Origin of the sequence: Pseudomonas sp. NS1(2017), from assembly GCF_002269425.1 — a bacterium.
In the GTDB taxonomy this organism is placed as follows: Bacteria; Pseudomonadota; Gammaproteobacteria; order Pseudomonadales; family Pseudomonadaceae; genus Aquipseudomonas; species Aquipseudomonas reactans.
Map to the genome: position 1 here is coordinate 3,085,321 of NZ_CP022960.1, position 17,825 is coordinate 3,103,145.

The 17,825-nt window shown below is 59.7% G+C and carries 13 protein-coding genes and 1 pseudogene; 11 read left to right on the top strand and 3 right to left on the bottom strand.

Annotated features, from left to right (window positions below; genetic code table 11):
* Positions 1 to 51: 51 nt before the first annotated feature.
* Entirely contained in the window at positions 52 to 1,194 is a 1,143-nt protein-coding gene (gene pdxB / locus CI807_RS14595; protein ID WP_095015128.1) for a 4-phosphoerythronate dehydrogenase PdxB, read from the top strand.
* Positions 1,195 to 1,247: 53 nt separating this feature from the next.
* Here the strand turns inward: pdxB and CI807_RS31435 are convergent, their stop codons facing one another.
* Positions 1,248 to 1,421, bottom strand: a complete 174-nt coding sequence (locus CI807_RS31435; protein ID WP_033902586.1) for a PA1571 family protein — start codon at positions 1,419 to 1,421, stop codon at positions 1,248 to 1,250.
* A gap of 248 nt (positions 1,422 to 1,669) precedes the next feature.
* On the opposite strand from CI807_RS31435, the gene CI807_RS14600 reads away from it, so the two are divergent.
* Together CI807_RS14600 and CI807_RS14605 are read left to right on the top strand one after the other, a co-directional pair.
* Positions 1,670 to 3,445 (top strand): ABC transporter transmembrane domain-containing protein, encoded by a 1,776-nt coding sequence (locus CI807_RS14600; protein WP_177409579.1) that lies wholly within the window; start codon positions 1,670 to 1,672, stop codon positions 3,443 to 3,445.
* Positions 3,446 to 3,508: 63 nt separating this feature from the next.
* Positions 3,509 to 4,276, top strand: a pseudogene (locus tag CI807_RS14605) (Fic family protein); the annotation flags it as partial.
* 85 nt (positions 4,277 to 4,361) lie between these two features.
* Here CI807_RS14605 and CI807_RS14610 read toward each other — a convergent pair.
* A complete protein-coding gene (locus tag CI807_RS14610; protein WP_095015130.1) occupies positions 4,362 to 6,290 on the bottom strand; it encodes a transglycosylase SLT domain-containing protein in 1,929 nt (642 codons plus the stop codon).
* Positions 6,291 to 6,503: 213 nt separating this feature from the next.
* Here CI807_RS14610 and CI807_RS14615 point away from each other — a divergent pair, with 213 nt between their 5' ends.
* Positions 6,504 to 8,423, top strand: a complete 1,920-nt coding sequence (locus tag CI807_RS14615) for an ATP-binding cassette domain-containing protein (RefSeq protein ID WP_016975256.1) — start codon at positions 6,504 to 6,506, stop codon at positions 8,421 to 8,423.
* A gap of 171 nt (positions 8,424 to 8,594) precedes the next feature.
* Here CI807_RS14615 and CI807_RS14620 read toward each other — a convergent pair whose 3' ends face one another.
* Positions 8,595 to 9,035, bottom strand: a complete 441-nt coding sequence (locus tag CI807_RS14620; protein ID WP_095015131.1) for a universal stress protein — start codon at positions 9,033 to 9,035, stop codon at positions 8,595 to 8,597.
* A gap of 105 nt (positions 9,036 to 9,140) precedes the next feature.
* Here CI807_RS14620 and CI807_RS14625 point away from each other — a divergent pair, with 105 nt between their 5' ends.
* The 7 genes from CI807_RS14625 (at position 9,141) to CI807_RS14655 (ending at position 17,669) form a co-directional block, all read left to right on the top strand.
* The gene (locus tag CI807_RS14625; protein ID WP_028619415.1) at positions 9,141 to 9,578 is read left to right on the top strand and encodes a hypothetical protein; all 438 of its coding nucleotides are present in this window, start codon (positions 9,141 to 9,143) and stop codon (positions 9,576 to 9,578) included.
* Positions 9,579 to 10,174: 596 nt separating this feature from the next.
* The gene (gene fadB, locus CI807_RS14630) at positions 10,175 to 12,322 is read left to right on the top strand and encodes a fatty acid oxidation complex subunit alpha FadB (RefSeq protein ID WP_095015132.1); all 2,148 of its coding nucleotides are present in this window, start codon (positions 10,175 to 10,177) and stop codon (positions 12,320 to 12,322) included.
* A 29-nt stretch (positions 12,323 to 12,351) separates the two neighbouring features.
* Positions 12,352 to 13,527 carry an acetyl-CoA C-acyltransferase FadA gene (gene fadA / locus CI807_RS14635; protein ID WP_016975260.1) on the top strand — a complete coding sequence of 392 codons (1,176 nt, stop codon included), beginning with the start codon at positions 12,352 to 12,354 and terminating at the stop codon, positions 13,525 to 13,527.
* Positions 13,528 to 13,624: 97 nt separating this feature from the next.
* Complete coding sequence (locus tag CI807_RS14640) at positions 13,625 to 13,861, top strand: DUF1653 domain-containing protein (RefSeq protein WP_028619417.1); 237 nt, start codon at positions 13,625 to 13,627, stop codon at positions 13,859 to 13,861.
* 114 nt (positions 13,862 to 13,975) lie between these two features.
* Complete coding sequence (gene topA, locus CI807_RS14645; protein ID WP_095015133.1) at positions 13,976 to 16,597, top strand: type I DNA topoisomerase; 2,622 nt, start codon at positions 13,976 to 13,978, stop codon at positions 16,595 to 16,597.
* Positions 16,598 to 16,803: 206 nt separating this feature from the next.
* Positions 16,804 to 17,325, top strand: a complete 522-nt coding sequence (locus CI807_RS14650) for a DUF6586 family protein (protein WP_016975263.1) — start codon at positions 16,804 to 16,806, stop codon at positions 17,323 to 17,325.
* Positions 17,326 to 17,435: 110 nt separating this feature from the next.
* Positions 17,436 to 17,669 (top strand): hypothetical protein, encoded by a 234-nt coding sequence (locus CI807_RS14655; protein ID WP_016975264.1) that lies wholly within the window; start codon positions 17,436 to 17,438, stop codon positions 17,667 to 17,669.
* The last annotated feature ends 156 nt before the right edge of the window (positions 17,670 to 17,825 follow it).

Below are 17,825 nucleotides of genomic sequence, written 5' to 3' on the forward strand. Positions count from 1 at the left end.
AAGCGCGGGCCGCGATCCCTGTACACTGCGGGTCCGCGAAAGGAGCCTGCCATGCTGATTGTTGCCGACGAAAATATTCCGCTGCTCGATGCATTCTTCCAGGGATTTGGCGAGATTCGCCGCGTGCCCGGCCGTTCCATCGACCGCGCCACGGTCGAACAGGCTGATGTGTTGCTGGTGCGCTCGGTGACCAACGTCAACCGTGCCCTGCTGGAGGGCACGCAGGTGCGCTTTGTCGGCACCTGCACCATCGGCACCGATCACCTGGACCTCGACTACTTCAGGCAGGCCGGCATCCAATGGTCCAGCGCCCCCGGTTGCAATGCCCGTGGCGTGGTGGATTATGTGCTGGGCAGCCTGATGACCCTGGCTGAAATCGAAGGTGCCGACCTCACTCAGCGCACCTATGGCGTGGTCGGGGCCGGTGAAGTCGGCGGGCGGCTGGTCAAGGTGCTCAAGGGCCTGGGCTGGAACGTGCTGGTGTGTGACCCGCCACGGCAGATTGCCGAAGACGGCGATTACGTCAGCCTGGAGCAGATCATCGAGCAGTGCGATGTGATCAGCCTGCACACGCCGTTGACCAAGTCCGGCAATGGCTCCACCTGGCACCTGTTCGACCGCCAGCGGCTCAACCAGCTCAAGTCCGGCACTTGGCTGATCAACGCCAGCCGTGGCCCGGTGGTGGACAACGCCGCCCTGCGCGAGGTGTTGCTGGCGCGCGAAGACCTGCAAGCGGTGCTGGATGTATGGGAGGGCGAACCTGAAGTGGACGTGGACCTGGCGGACCTGTGCGTGCTGGCCACGCCGCACATTGCCGGCTACAGCCTGGATGGCAAGCAACGCGGCACGGCGCAGATCTATCAGGCGTTCTGCGCGCACCTGGGGCAGGCGCCGAGCATTCAGTTGAGTGATTTGCTGCCGCCGCCGTGGTTGGCCGAGGTGCAGTTGAATGCGTCCACCGACCCGGCCTGGGCGCTGGCGACCCTGTGCCGCAGTGTGTACGACCCACGCCGTGATGATGCGGATTTCCGGCGTAGCCTGGTAGGAACGGTTGAAGAGCAGCGTAAGGCGTTTGACATGCTGCGCAAGCACTACCCGGAGCGCCGCGAGATTGATGGCTTGAAGGTGCGGATCAACGGTGAATCGGCGGTGCTATCGAACATCGTCGAAGCATTGGGCGCCGTGAGCGTTTAGACCCCCATAAAAAACCCGGCCACCTGGGCCGGGTTTGCAAGAGCGTCGGCGCTTCAGCCTTGCTGGGCAGGCTTGACCAGTTTTTCGTCCAGTTCGCGGCAGGCTTGCTGGATCATTTCCTCGGTGATCGTCACTTCCTCGCCCTTGGCGTTGATATACGAGCAAGGCAACTGCTGTGGCTGACGGATCACGTTAACATTGGCATCGCTGCTGTTCTGCAAGGTCATGGCCTGTCTCCTCATCAGGTTGTGTACCTACTTAACTTCTTAACTCTAAGCCGCCCGCGTGACCAGGCTGTTACAACTCCATTCAAAGCCACCAGTTCGAACACCCAGTCCACCAGAAACCGATACAAATTTCCAGCCAAGGGTTAGACCGATAGCCTCTAGGGGTAGGTATCGGCGGGCATAATTAACCTGACTCATTGTTATTTGCCCAAGTTCCCCCAATGTTGAGGACAGGTTCCTCACTGGTGATGCCCTCCATGTTCTCAGTCCGTCAACGCCGCGCGATCCGCCTGGCCAGCCGCTTCATCGCGCCCTACCGCTGGCAGGCGCTCGGCGCCCTGTTGGCGCTGATCGTCACGGCCGGTATCACCTTGTCCATGGGGCAGGGCATTCGCCTGCTGGTGGACCAGGGTTTCATGACTCAATCCCCACACTTGCTCAACCAGTCCATCGGCCTGTTCATGATCCTCGTATTGGGCCTGGCGGTGGGCACGTTTGCGCGGTTCTACCTGGTGTCGTGGATCGGTGAGCGGGTGGTGGCGGACATCCGTCGGCAAGTGTTCAACCATTTGATCTACCTGCATCCAGGCTTTTACGAGAACAATCGCAGTTCGGAGATCCAGTCGCGGCTGACCACCGACACCACGTTATTGCAGTCGGTGATCGGCTCATCGCTGTCGCTGTTCCTGCGCAATGCCTTGATGGTCATAGGGGGCATCGTGTTGCTGTTTGTCACCAATCCCAAGCTCACCAGCATCGTGGTGGTGGCGTTGCCGTTGGTGCTGGCCCCGATACTCATCTTCGGCCGCCGGGTGCGCACCCTGTCGCGGCAAAGCCAGGACCGCATCGCCGACGTAGGCAGCTATGTGTCCGAGACCCTCGGCCAGATCAAGACCGTGCAGGCCTACAACCACCAGGTGCAGGACGAGCAGCGTTTCGCCGTGACCGTGGAAGACGCCTTCACCACTGCGCGCAAACGCATCACCCAGCGCGCCTGGCTGATTACCCTGGTGATCATGCTGGTGCTCGGTGCCGTGGGTGTGATGCTGTGGGTCGGCGGCATGGACGTGATCAGTGGGCGCATATCCGGCGGTGAGCTGGCGGCGTTCGTGTTCTACAGCCTGATCGTCGGCAGCGCCGTCGGCACCCTGAGCGAAGTGCTCGGTGAGTTGCAACGCGCTGCCGGCGCCGCTGAGCGGATTGGCGAGCTGTTGCAGTCGAGCAACGAAATCCAGGCGCCCGTCGCCGGGACGGTGCAACTGCCTGAGCGGGTCAGCGGGCGCATGGAACTGCAAAACCTGCGGTTTTCTTACCCTTCACGGCCCGATAGTTATGCTGTCGACGGCCTGAACCTGACCATCAACCCCGGTGAAACCCTGGCGCTGGTGGGCCCATCCGGCGCAGGCAAATCGACGATTTTTGACTTGCTGCTGCGCTTCTACGACACCCAGCAAGGCCGCATCCTGCTCGAAGGCCACCCGCTGACCGAACTCGACCCCATGGACCTGCGTCGTCACTTCGCCCTGGTGTCCCAGAGCCCGGCGCTGTTCTTCGGCAGCGTCGAAGACAACATCCGCTACGGCAACCCGACCGCCACTCGGGAACAGGTCGAAGCCGCTGCTCGCATCGCCCATGCCCACGACTTCATCCTGCAAATGCCCGACGGCTACCAGACTCACTTGGGCGACGGCGGCATGGGCCTCTCCGGCGGCCAACGCCAACGCCTGGCCATCGCCCGCGCGTTGTTGGTGGACGCGCCGATCCTGCTGCTCGACGAAGCCACCAGTGCCCTGGATGCCCAGAGTGAACACTTGATCCAGCAAGCGCTGCCGCAGTTGATGCAAGGGCGCACTACCCTGGTGATCGCCCATCGACTGGCCACGGTGAAGAACGCCGACCGGATCGCGGTGATGGACCAGGGCAAGTTGGTGGCTGTGGGCACGCATCAGCAGTTGATTGCGAGCAATGCGTTGTATGCGCGATTGGCGGCGTTGCAGTTCAGTGATGGAGCGGATGTGGATTGAAGCTGCGAAAAACCGAGCCCTTGAGGCATCATGTGGTCTTTCGTTATTGAACTGGATGAGGACATGAGCCGTTATCAACCTCCGTTGACCCTGACTACAAAGATGCTCGGCCTGGTAGCCGATATCAGTGAGCAGATAGGTCAACTATCAGTCGGTGATGATAATCGTCAGACACCTCAACTCAGACGCGGCAATCGAATTCGCACGATTCAGGCTTCGTTGGCCATTGAAAACAACACCCTTAGTGTTGAGCAAGTCACCGCCGTACTGGAAGGTAAGCGAGTGCTGGGCTTACCTCGGGAAATCCAGGAAGTACGTAATGCATTTGCGGCGTACGAGAGCATGCCGCAGTGGAGTGCGGGCGATCGTGTCGACCTGCTCAAGGCGCATGAACTGCTGATGTTTGGGTTGATCGACGATGCGGGTCGGTTCCGACAGTCAGGCGTTGGAATTTATCGAGGTGAGCAGTTGGTGCACATGGCTCCGCCCGCCAGTCGTGTTACGCATCTGGTTGATGACCTGCTGCAATGGCTGGCGGTTTCGGATTGGCACCCTTTGATCGCCAGTTGTGTGTTCCATTATGAGTTTGAGTTTATTCATCCATTCGCAGACGGGAATGGGCGGATGGGTCGGTTATGGCAAACGCTGATGCTCAGTCAGTGGCGTCCTGTCTTGGCTTACCTGCCAGTGGAAGCGGTGATTCGGGAACAGCAGGATGACTACTACGCCGCACTGTCGGCCGCCGATCAGCAAGCCGAGGCGACACCTTTTGTTGAATTTATGTTGCAGGCGTTGAGCCTGGCTTTGACTGAAGCATTGCAAAGCGAGCGTCCGGTCGCCCCATAAAAAATGCCCGCATCTCTCAATGCGGGCATTTCTCTTGAAGCTTCAAACTTAACGCTTGAAGCTGCCCTTGTTACTGATCATCAAAATACCGCTCATGCCAATCCACCAGCGGCTGTGGTGAATTGAGCTTCTGCCCGTAGATCACCGAATAAGACAGCACGTTCTGCACATACTGGCGGGTTTCGTCGAACGGGATGCTTTCCACCCACACGTCGAAACTCAGGTGGTCTGCGCCGCGCAGCCACTGGCGTACACGGCCGGGGCCGGCGTTGTAGGCGGCGGAGGCGAGCACGCGGTTGCCGTTGAACTGGCTGTGCACCTGGCTCAGGTAGGCGGCGCCGAGCTGGATGTTTTTGTCCGGGTCCAGCACTTGGGCCGGGGAGGCGAGGGGGATGCTGAACTTGCGCGCGGTTTCCTTGGCGGTGCCGGGCATCAGTTGCATCAGGCCGCTGGCGCCGACGCCGGAGCGGGCGTCGTCCATGAAGGCACTTTCCTGGCGGGTAATCGCGAATACCCAACTGGAATGCAGGCCGCGCACCTTGGCTTCACGCACCAGGGTGTCGCGGTGCGCCATTGGGAAGCGGATGTCCAGGTCATCCCAGTACTGCGCCTGGCTGATGGTGCGGATCGCCGGGAAGTACCACTTCATGTCGTAGGCCAGCCTGGCCTGGGCGACCATCTCGTCACGGTTGAAGTGACGGCTCACGTGGTACCACTCACGGCGGCCATCCACGATCTGGCCACGGGCGTAGAATTCCAGTGCACGGCGCACGCCCGGCGTGTTGCGCACTTTGTTGACCAGCGCCTGGCTCATCAGTAGCGGTTTGTTCTTCAACTGATACGGGGCTTTGGAGCGATCTGCCGCAAGGAAGCCGTAGAAGTCACGCTCTTGTGCCAGATTCTTGTACAGGACCAGCGCTTGCGGGTTCTTCGGCTCGGCCAGCTCCAAGCTGCGGGCCTGCCAGTAGCGCCAGCGGTTGGTGGTCGCCAAGTCCTGTGGGAGTTTGCGGGTCAACTGGTAGGCATCTTCCCAACGTGCCAGGCGCAGCAGCAAGCGCAGGCGCCATTCGGAGACGGTGTTGTCGCGCAACTCGGGATCGTACTTTGTCATCACTTCAAGGGCGCGGGGGTCATAGCGCTTGGCCAACGTCAGGCCGATTTCCCGGGCGATCGACACTTTTTCGTCACGGGAGAAGTGCATGCTGCTGGCGTAGCCGTCGAGCAGGGCCATGGCCTTGTCCGGATCCTGGCGGGCCAGGCGACGCAAGCCCAGGCCCACGGCGTCCGACATGGCCTCGGTAGCCGGCAGGAAGCGTGATGGGTCGCTGAGCATGTCGGGCTTTTGCGCCACGTCCACCATCAAGCGGCCTTGGGCGCCGAGGGTGGGCAGGGTTTTCACCAGGCTGTTGGCGAGCGCGTAGTTGCGCGCTTCGGCGGCGAGTTTGGCGCGGTCCCAGATCTTCTGTTCGGTGAGCTGGCCGTCAGCCGCCCATTGGCCGAAGGTGGCATCACAGGCGGCCGGTTGGGATTTACCGGTCATCCAGAGTTTTTCGGCGGTCTTGTAGCCTTCGGCTTTCAGATTGTGGGTGAGCTGGTACTGGCCCTGCAGGCAGTCCAGCTCAACGAAATTGAGCTTGGCGTCGTAGTACTTTTCAAAGGTCTGCCAATCGCCACGCTCGGCCAGCCAGCGCAACCAGCGCAGCTTCATCCAGTTGGCCTGGGGCAGGTCGCCGTTTTTGGCGAGGAACTGCTCGATTTCCTGGTTGCTCGCGGTTTTCAGGCGCGCCGTCAGTTCGTCGTAGGCCAGGTAAGGCGTCAGCGGGTAGTCGGCCAGGGCCTGGCTGTATTGCATGTAGGGCCCGGTATCGCCCTTGGCCAAGGCGCGTTTGGCTTCATCGTAATATTGACGTTGGGTGGTGAGGTCCACGGCCTGGGCGGATTGGACGGCGGTGGCGGAAAGAAGCAGACAAGATAAAAAGTTGAAAAGGCGACTGCGCATGAGACGTCCGTGCAGAGAAATCACGACTAGCATCGGCACCGCCGACACTGATTGCCCCTAGCTTAGCCTTTTGCCCGACACTGACGAAAGCTTTGCCGGGCGGTTCGTTCAAGTTCGTAGCAAATGTCCTACAGAACGTGTCGGCAGCGAAAATGCCAGCCGCATCCCACCCCTAACTCAGGTAGAATGCGCGCCCAGTTTTTGGAGAAGCGTATGACCCTGCTCAAATTCAGCGATGTGTCCCTTGCTTTCGGCGCTATGCCGTTGTTGGACAAGGTGTCCTGGCAGATCGCCCGTGGTGAGCGGGTGTGCATCATCGGCCGCAACGGCACCGGCAAATCCAGCATGATGAAGCTGGTCAAAGGCGACCAGAAGCCCGATGACGGCTCCGTATGGCGCGCGCCGGGCCTCAAGATCGGCGAATTGCCGCAAGAATTGCCGGTGGCCGACGGACGGACAGTGTTCGACGTGGTTGCCGAAGGCCTCGACGGCGTCGGCGCACTGCTCGCCGAATACCATCATTTGGCGCAGAACTGCGTCACCGAAGATGACCTGAACAAGCTGATGCACGTTCAGCAAGATCTCGAAGCCCGTGATGGCTGGCGCTTGCAGCAACTGGTCGACAGCACCTTGAGCCGCCTGCAACTGCCGGCCGACAAGACCCTCGCCGAGTTGTCCGGTGGCTGGCGTCGCCGCGTGCTGCTGGCCCAGGCCCTGGTGTCCGAGCCGGATCTGCTGCTGCTCGACGAACCGACCAACCACCTGGACATCGGCGCGATTGCCTGGCTGGAAGAGGCCCTCAAGGAATTCCAAGGCGCCGTGCTGTTCATCACGCACGACCGTTCCTTCCTGCAAAACCTGGCGACCCGCATTCTTGAGCTGGACCGTGGCGGCCTGATCGACTGGAACGGCGACTACGCCAGCTTCCTGGTGCACAAGGAAGCCGCGCTGGCCGCTGAAGAAACCGCCAACGCGCTGTTCGACAAGAAGCTGGCCCAGGAAGAAGTCTGGATCCGCCAGGGCATCAAGGCCCGTCGTACCCGCAACGAAGGCCGCGTACGCGCACTGAAAGCCCTGCGTGTAGAGCGCAGCGAACGCCGCGAGCGTACCGGCAAGGCGAATATCCAGCTGGACACCGCCGACAAGTCGGGCAAGCAAGTGATGGTGCTGGAGAACGTCAGCTTCCATCACCCGGACGGCCCGTTCCTGATCAAGGACTTCTCCATGGTCCTGCAGCGCGGCGACCGTATCGGCCTGCTGGGCGCCAACGGCACCGGCAAGACCACCTTGCTCAAGCTGATGCTCAGCGGCCTGCAGCCGACCAGCGGCACCGTGGAAGAGGGCACGCGCATTGACGTGGCCTACTTCGACCAGTTGCGCCATCAGTTGGACCTGGAAAAGACCGTGATCGACAACGTTGCCGAAGGCCGCGACTTTATCGACATCGACGGCCAGAGCCGCCACGTGCTCAGCTACCTGGGCGACTTCCTGTTCAGCCCGCAGCGTGCACGTACCCCGGTGAAAGCCTTGTCCGGTGGCGAGCGTGCGCGCCTGCTGCTGGCCAAGCTGTTCAGCAAGCCGGCCAACCTGCTGGTGCTCGATGAACCGACCAACGACCTCGACGTGGAAACCCTCGAACTGTTGGAAGAAGTGCTGCTGACCTTCAACGGCACTGTGCTGATGGTCAGTCACGACCGGGCATTCCTCGACAACGTGGTCACCAGTACCCTGGTCTTCGAAGGTGAAGGCAAGGTGCGTGAATACGTCGGTGGTTACCAGGACTGGCTGCGCCAGGGCGGCTCGCCGCGCCTGTTGGGCGTGACCGAGAGCAAGTCCGGCAAGGCCGACTTGAACTCCGCGGTGGTGGCCCCAGTGGCGGCGGCTGCGCCGGCTGTAGAGGCGGCTCCGGTGGGCAAGAAGAAGCTCAGCTACAAGCTGCAGCGTGAGCTGGAAGCCTTGCCGGGTGATATCGAGGCCAAGGAACAGCAGATTGCCGCCGTCGAAGCGGACATGGCTGACGCCGGTTTCTACCTGCGTCCGGCGGCTGAAACCGCCAAGGTCATCGCCTCCCTGGAGAAACTGAACCAGGAGCTGGAAGTACTGGTTGAGCGTTGGGCCGAGTTGGATGCCTGAGTGAATCCAGTGCATTAAAAAACCCGGTGCTCATCTGATGAGCACCGGGTTTTTTATATGAAATGCGCTTCAACTGTAGGAGCTGGCTTGCCAGCGATTGCATTCTATCAGCTGATATATGTGCTGGCTGACACTCCGCTATCGCTGGCAAGCCAGCTCCTACAGGGGGATTTATGAGGCTTTGACCAGCTTGACGGCCAGCACATCGCACGGCGCACCGTGCAGCACATCATTGGCGGTGGAGCCGAGCAGCAGCGCCAGCCCGTGACGGCCATGGCTGCCGACCACGATCAGGTCACAACCCTTTTCCTTGGCCAGATGGTGGATTTCCTGGCGCGGTTGGCCGTAGGTGAGGTGGCAGTCTTCCTTTTTCAAGTGCGGGTATTTGAGAATCAAACGGTCCAGGCGCTCCTTGGCTTGGTCAAATTGCTGTTGCTGCAACTGGGAAAGATCCATCGGCACGTCACCGCCAAAGGCCATGGCCATGGGCTCGACGATATGCACCAGCGACAGTATGGCGCCATTGGCCAATGCTGACTCCTGCGCGCGCTTGATCACTGGATCGCACTCTTCGGTCAGATCGACAGCGACCAGAATATGTTGGTAGGGCATGAGGCGTTCCTCCAAGGGACTGCAATATGTTCAGTATGGCTGCTTTCAAGCGGATGGGGTTGCGTCAGGTCAAATCCGCTCATCTAGAAATTCGGGAGTACACATATGACGGTCTGGATAGTGGTGTCAATCCTTGTGGTGGTTCTGAGCCCTCTGGCATGGCTGCGCCCGTCGCGCCATCAGAGTGGGCGCATGGCCCTACGCATGGAGGCACGCCGCATTGGCCTGGCCATGCAGTTGTCGCCCCAGGAGTGGCCGCATTGGCTCAAGCAAGAGCCGCCGAGCCCCTGTGCGCAGTATTGCCGACCACGGCGCGGCAGCACGCCGGCGATCTGGAGTTATTGGCAGCTGGAGCCCGGGGTCTGGGTGAATCAGTGGCGTGAAGTGTGTGTCGATGAAAAGTTGTTGCCGCATTTTGCGACACTGCCGGACAACGTCTACAAAGTTGAAGCCGATAAGCAAATGATCGCCTTGTATTGGGGCGAGAAGGGCGAGGCGAGCGTGTTGAAGGCTATCGATACGCTGCTCAAGGCCCTGGCCTGAAAACCGCATTCTGTAGGAGCGAGCTTGCTCGCGAAAAGCCCGAGGGCGTCGCATTAACCCAGATGCGCTGCGTTATCGTTGACGATATTCGCGAGCAAGCTCGCTCCTACAGAAACGCTGGGCAATAAAAAGCCCGACATCATCATCGGGCTGGAGTTGGCCAGGCAGGCCGGTAATTTTCGTGTTCCCTGCGTCGGATGTTCATCCAGGCGCGGTACGGTTGTCGCTAGCGTAGCGGCATATCCCGTTCTGTACAGCCCTTTCCCACATCTTTTCCCTTATTGATTTCGTGAATAGCTGAATATTGACGAGTCGCAGGCTTAGGGTTGGGGTTCTGAAATGACTGGAAAGTCGCGTTTTTCCTAGCCTTTCGAGCGATTGACAATTGCCCGGAATTGGATGAAGGTGGCGTACCCAAATCAAACGGGCGTATGAATTGAGCGTTTGTCTGTCAGACCGCTCATACAGAATCCCGACTATCGCATTGGCGGGTGTGCCTGGCGGATTGGCGTGAACATTGGCGAATTCGTCAATGTCCAACCAGAGGCCAGCGTCCAATGTGTACTGTTCAGCTTCCATATCGTGGAGATCAGTTGATGATTTACGAAGGTAAAGCCATCACGGTTAAGGCTCTTGAAAGTGGCATCGTCGAACTGAAATTCGACCTCAAGGGTGAGTCCGTCAACAAGTTCAACCGTCTAACCCTGAATGAATTGCGTCAGGCCGTAGACACCATCAAAGCAGATGCTTCGGTCAAGGGCGTGATCGTTTCCAGCGGCAAGGACGTGTTCATCGTCGGCGCTGACATCACCGAATTCGTCGACAACTTCAAGCTGCCCGATGCCGAGCTGGTGGCTGGCAACCTCGAAGCCAACAAGATTTTCAGCGATTTTGAAGACCTCAACGTACCGACCGTCGCCGCGATCAACGGTATCGCGTTGGGCGGCGGCCTGGAAATGTGCCTGGCGGCAGACTTCCGCGTCATGTCGGCCACGGCCAAGATCGGCCTGCCTGAAGTCAAGCTGGGCATCTACCCAGGTTTTGGCGGTACCGTGCGCCTGCCGCGCCTGATCGGTGCCGACAACGCCATCGAGTGGATTGCCGCTGGCAAGGAAAACCGTGCTGAAGACGCGCTGAAAGTCGGTGCTGTCGACGCTGTGGTTGCCCCGGAAAAACTGGCCGAAGCCGCATTGAACCTGATCAAGGGCGCCATCAGCGGCGAATTTGACTACAAGGCCAAGCGTCAGCCGAAGCTGGAAAAACTCAAGCTCAACGCCATCGAACAAATGATGTCGTTTGAAACCGCCAAAGGTTTCGTGGCTGGCCAGGCCGGTCCGAACTACCCGGCACCAGTTGAAGCGATCAAGACCATCCAGAAAGCCGCGAACTTCGGTCGCGACAAAGCTCTGGAAGTGGAAGCGGCTGGCTTCGTCAAACTGGCGAAAACCTCCGCAGCCCAGAGCCTGATCGGCCTGTTCCTGAACGATCAGGAACTGAAGAAAAAGGCCAAGGCCTACGACGAAATCGCCAAGGACGTGAAACAGGCTGCCGTACTCGGCGCCGGTATCATGGGCGGCGGTATCGCCTATCAGTCGGCGTCCAAAGGCACGCCGATCCTGATGAAAGACATCAACGAGCACGGCATCGAGCAAGGTCTGGCAGAAGCCGCCAAGCTGCTGGTCGGCCGCGTGGACAAAGGTCGCATGACCGCCGCGAAGATGGCTGAAGTGCTTAACGGCATTCGTCCTACGCTGTCCTACGGCGATTTCGGCCACGTCGACCTGGTGGTCGAAGCGGTTGTCGAGAACCCGAAGGTCAAGCAAGCCGTACTGGCCGAAGTGGAAGCCCAGGTTAAAGACGACACCATCCTGGCGTCCAACACCTCGACCATTTCCATCTCGCTGCTGGCCAAGGCCCTCAAGCGTCCGGAAAACTTCGTCGGCATGCACTTCTTCAACCCGGTGCACATGATGCCGCTGGTGGAAGTGATCCGTGGCGAGAAGTCCAGTGAGCTGGCCGTTGCCACCACCGTTGCCTACGCCAAGAAAATGGGCAAGAACCCGATCGTGGTCAATGACTGCCCGGGCTTCCTGGTCAACCGCGTGCTGTTCCCGTACTTCGGCGGCTTCGCCAAGCTGGTCAGCGCCGGTGTGGACTTTGTGCGCATCGACAAAGTCATGGAAAAATTCGGCTGGCCAATGGGCCCGGCGTACCTGATGGACGTGGTCGGCATCGACACCGGCCACCACGGTCGCGACGTGATGGCTGAAGGCTTCCCGGACCGCATGAAAGACGACCGTCGCTCGGCGATCGACGCGCTGTACGAGGCCAAGCGCCTGGGCCAGAAGAACGGCAAGGGCTTCTACGCCTACGAGGCCGACAAGAAGGGCAAGCAGAAGAAAGTGGCCGACCCGTCGGTGCACGAAGTGCTGGCTCCGGTCATCTACGAACAGCGTGAGGTGTCGGACGAGGACATCATCAACTGGATGATGATCGCCCTGTGCCTGGAAACCGTACGTTGCCTGGAAGACGGCATCGTCGAGACCGCCGCCGAAGCCGATATGGGCCTGGTGTACGGTATTGGTTTCCCTCCATTCCGTGGTGGTGCGCTGCGTTACATCGATTCGATCGGTGTGGCCGAGTTCGTTGCCCTGGCTGATCAATACGCTGATTTGGGCCCGCTGTACCACCCGACCGCGAAGCTGCGTGAAATGGCCAAGAACGGCCAGCGCTTCTTCGGTTAAGTGCCCAGACGACTAGAGCGAGAATATTTATGAGCTTGAATCCAAGAGACGTCGTGATCGTCGACTTCGGTCGTACGCCGATGGGCCGCTCCAAGGGCGGCATGCACCGCAACACCCGTGCCGAAGACATGTCGGCACACCTGATCAGCAAACTGCTGGAGCGCAACGTCAAGGTCGACCCTAACGAAGTCGAAGATGTGATCTGGGGCTGCGTCAACCAGACCCTGGAGCAGGGCTGGAACATCGCGCGCATGGCGTCGCTGATGACCCAGATCCCGCACACCGCCGCGGGCCAGACCGTGAGCCGCCTGTGCGGTTCGTCGATGAGCGCGCTGCACACCGCCGCCCAGGCCATCATGACCGGCAACGGTGATGTGTTCGTGGTTGGTGGCGTGGAGCACATGGGTCACGTCAGCATGATGCACGGCGTTGATCCTAACCCGCACATGTCGCTGTACGCGGCAAAAGCCTCGGGCATGATGGGCCTGACTGCGGAAATGCTCGGCAAAATGCACGGCATTACCCGCGAAGCGCAGGACGCGTTCGGCCTGCGCTCCCACCAGCTCGCCCACAAGGCGACCGTGGAAGGCAAGTTCAAGGATGAAATCATCCCGATGAACGGCTACGACGAGAACGGTTTCCTGAAACTGTTCGACTACGACGAAACCATTCGTCCGGACACCACCCTGGAAAGCCTGGCCGCGCTCAAGCCTGCCTTCAATCCAAAGGGCGGCACCGTGACAGCCGGTACTTCGTCGCAAATCACCGACGGCGCTTCGTGCATGATCGTGATGTCGGCGCAGCGTGCCCAGGACCTGGGCATCCAACCGCTGGCCGTGATCCGTTCGATGGCTGTGGCAGGTGTGGACCCGGCAATCATGGGCTATGGTCCAGTACCGGCCACACAAAAAGCCTTGAAGCGCGCGGGCCTGACCATCAACGACATCGACTTCTTCGAGCTCAACGAAGCTTTCGCCGCACAGGCCCTGCCAGTGCTGAAAGATTTGAAAGTACTCGACAAGATGAATGAGAAGGTTAACCTGCACGGCGGCGCGATTGCCCTGGGCCACCCATTCGGTTGCTCCGGTGCGCGTATCTCCGGCACTTTGCTTAACGTGATGAAGCAAAATGGCGGCAACCTCGGGGTTGCAACCATGTGCATTGGTCTCGGCCAAGGCATTTCCACCGTCTTCGAACGCGTATAAGCGTTGGGTTGACGGAAGCCGGGGCCCAGTGCCCCGGTTTTTGTTTTTGGGTGGTTTTGTATTTTTTTTTTAACAAATTTTGTAAGGGGGCCAGAGCATGAAAGTCGAACCAGGGCTCTACCAGCATTATAAAGGTCCGCAGTACCGTGTTTTCAGTGTGGCGCGCCACTCCGAGACCGAAGAAGAAGTGGTGTTCTACCAAGCACTGTATGGCGATTACGGCTTTTGGGTGCGCCCGTTGAGCATGTTTGTGGAGACCGTCGAAGTTGACGGCGAGCAGGTCCCGCGCTTTGCTTTGGTCCAGGCCGAACCCAGTCTTTTTTCAGGGCAATAACGGCAGGTCGCGCAGAATGCTGCGCTTGACCTCACCTTGTTGCCACTATATATAGCGTTGCCGCGACAGGCGCCAACTGCCTTTCACTTCTCGAATTCAGGAATTTTCCGATCCATGGGCAAATCGCTGGTCATTGTGGAATCCCCGGCTAAGGCCAAGACCATCAACAAGTACTTGGGCAACGAGTACGTGGTGAAGTCGAGTATCGGCCATATCCGAGACCTGCCCACCAGCGGTTCGGCTAGCGCCAGCAAGGAGCCTGCCGCCAAGCGCGGCAAGGCGGCTGCAGGCGAAGGTCCGGTGCTCACCCCTAAAGAGAAAGCGCGCAAGCAGCTGGTCTCGCGCATGGGTGTGGACCCGGATCATGGCTGGAAGGCCAAGTACGAAATCCTTCCAGGCAAGGAAAAGGTCATCGAAGAGCTGCGCCGGCTCGCCAAGGATGCTGACACCATCTATCTCGCGACGGACTTGGACCGCGAAGGGGAAGCCATTGCCTGGCACCTGCGGGAAGCCATCGGCGGCGACGACAGCCGCTACAAGCGTGTTGTGTTCAACGAAATCACCAAGAAAGCCATCCAGGAAGCCTTCTCCAAGCCGGGCGAACTGGACATCGACCGCGTCAACGCCCAACAGGCCCGTCGTTTCCTCGACCGCGTCGTGGGCTACATGGTCTCGCCGCTGCTGTGGGCCAAGATCGCCCGTGGCCTGTCGGCCGGTCGTGTGCAATCGGTTGCGGTAAAGCTGGTGGTGGAGCGTGAGCGCGAGATCCGTGCGTTCATCCCCGAAGAGTACTGGGAAGTCCACGCCGACCTCGGCACTGCCAAGGGCGCCAACGTGCGCTTTGAAGTGGCCCGCGAGAAAGGCGAGGCCTTCAAACCGCTGAACGAAGCCCAGGCCATGGCTGCGCTGGAAAAGCTCAAGGCGTCCAGCTACAGCATCGTCAAGCGTGAAGACAAACCGACCAGCAGCAAGCCGTCGGCACCGTTCATCACCTCCACCCTGCAACAGGCCGCGAGCAACCGCCTGGGCTTCGGTGTGAAGAAAACCATGATGATGGCCCAGCGCTTGTACGAAGCCGGCTACATCACTTACATGCGTACCGACTCCACCAACCTGTCGGTGGACGCGGTCGCGATGGCGCGTACCTATATTGAAGAAGAGTTCGGCAAGAAGTACCTGCCGGAGAAGCCGAACGTCTACAGCAGCAAGGAAGGCGCACAAGAGGCTCACGAAGCGATTCGTCCTTCCGACGCCAACACCACGCCTGCCAAGCTGAGCGGCATGGAGCGCGACGCTGAGCGCCTCTACGAGCTGATCTGGCGCCAGTTCCTGGCTTGCCAGATGCTGCCGGCGCAATACCTGTCCACCACCGTGACGGTGGCGGCTTCCGACTTCGAGCTGCGTGCCAAGGGCCGTATCCTCAAGTTCGACGGTTACACCCGGGTGATGCCGCAAATCGCCAAGCCTGGCGATGACGACGTGCTGCCGGACATGGCCCAGGGCGACACGCTCAAGCTGATCCAACTCGATCCGTCCCAGCATTTCACCAAGCCGCCGGCGCGTTATTCGGAAGCCAGCCTGGTAAAAGAGATGGAAAAACGCGGTATCGGTCGTCCGTCGACCTATGCAGCGATCATCTCGACCATTCAGGACCGTGGCTACGTTGCGCTGCACAACCGTCGTTTCTACTCGGAAAAGATGGGCGACATCGTGACCGAGCGCCTGTCCGAGAGCTTCTCCAACCTGATGGACTACGGCTTCACGGCCGGTATGGAAGAGAACCTCGATGACGTGGCCCAGGGCGAACGCGACTGGAAAAACGTGCTGGACGAGTTCTACGGCGACTTCAAGAAAAAGCTTGAAGTAGCCGAAAGCCCTGAACACGGCATGCGCGCCAATCAGCCGGTGATGACCGACATCCCATGCCAGACCTGCGGTCGGCCGATGCAGATTCGTACGGCGTCCACTGGCGTGTTCCTCGGTTGCTCGGGCTACAGCCTGCCGCCGAAAGAGCGCTGCAAGGCCACCGTGAACCTGGTGCCAGGTGATGAAATTGCCGCCGATGACGAGGGTGAGTCCGAGTCGCTGGTACTGCGTGGCAAGCACCGTTGCCCGATCTGCAGCACGGCGATGGACGCCTACCTGCTGGACGAGAAGCACAAGCTGCACATCTGCGGTAACAACCCGGATTGCAACGGCTACGAGATTGAAGAGGGCACCTACCGCATCAAGGGCTACGAAGGTCCGAGCCTGGAATGCGATAAGTGCGGTAGCGAGATGCAGCTCAAGACCGGCCGTTTCGGCAAGTTCTTCGGTTGCACCAACCCGACCTGCAAGAACACCCGCAAACTGCTGAAAAGCGGTGACGCCGCGCCGCCGAAGATGGACCCGGTGAAGATGCCCGAGCTCAAGTGCGAGAAGGTCAACGACACCTACATCCTGCGTGATGGCGCTTCGGGGTTGTTCCTGGCGGCCAGCCAGTTCCCGAAAAACCGCGAGACCCGTGCACCGTTGGTGCTGGAGATCGTGCCGCACAAGGACGAGATTGATCCGAAGTACCACTTCCTGTGTGAAGCGCCGAAGAAGGACCCGGATGGTCGCCCAGCCGTGATCCGTTACAGCCGCAAGACCAAGGAGCAGTACGTGCAGACCGAAGTGGACGGCAAGCCTACCGGCTGGAAAGCGTTCTACGACGGTGGCAAGTGGAAGGTCGAGGATAAGCGCCAGGGCGCTTGATCAGCTAATCTGCCAATGACAAAGGCCGCCTTCACAGGCGGCCTTTTTTTGCTGTAGAAGCGAGGGGGGCGCCTAGCCCTTGCTCGCGAAAATCGTTAACGATAACGCGGGAAGCCAGGTACATAATGGCGTCCTTAGGTTTTTCGCGAGCAAGCTCGCTCCTACACAGCCAGCATTACGCCTCTTTCGTTGTGGAGATTGCCGTCATGGCCAACGAACTCTATACCCGTACCAATCAGAAAATTTACTTCGCGGGTCTATCCCTGGAAGCCCTTGGCCGCGCCGAGGAAGGGAAAGAGATGAATGCCATCGCGCTGGTCCAGGCGGGGCGTGAAGCAGCGTTGTTTCACCTGTACGGCGCCTTGCTGGGTTTGTGCCATGAAATCGCCGGGTTTTACCGCCTGCCTCAGGCCGGTTCACCCCGTGCGGAAATGATCATGAATCGCGAAGTGCTGGACGCGATGGCCATTCCTGAGCTGGCCGAACTGGTTGAAATGGCTCAAAGCCCGGACAGTTGGGTGGCGCGTTTGCTCAAGGCGCATGCGGATATGTTTCAGCCACCGCGTATTCCGCATGTGCCCAAGGGCGATGTGACGCAGCCGCTGATCGTGGCGGTTGCGGTGGAAGAGGAAGAACCCAAGCCGTTGAGCCGTGAAGAGCTGGAGGGCTGGCGTCAGGAACTGAAAAAGATGGCGCTGCGCTTTCGCGAAGGTCTCAACGAGTGCTGAGCATTTCGTAGGCGACCATTCATCAAGCTGTCAACAAACCTGTTCAGATCCTCTGCGGGGCTGGGTGGATGACTGATATAATCCCGGCCTTTCGTGGAGAACAGACTTTTATGCCAACGTCCTTTCTAGAAATTGTTGAGTTGCCTGACGGCCGAATCGAGCTGCGCCGGGCTGAGGACGAGGGTTCTCTGGTCATCCTGGATTTTTCCGAAGATGCCAAGCAGTTCCTGCAAGGCCAGCACGTGGAAGTGGCTAAAGCCATGTTGAGCGTGGGCGTGCAGATGGCCGGTCGCCTGGCGGAAGGCGAGCCGGAGAAAGACGAGGGGCCGCGGGTTCTTCACTGAGTTCTGAAGAGGGCCGATGTGGTTAAAGTGGCTTCTGTGGCGAGCGGGCTTGCCCCGCGTTGGGCTGCGAAGCAGACCTAAATAGATCTAATACGGTATATCAGCTATTCCACAGTGCTTGGTTTTGGGGCTGCTTCGCAGCCCAACGCGGGGCAA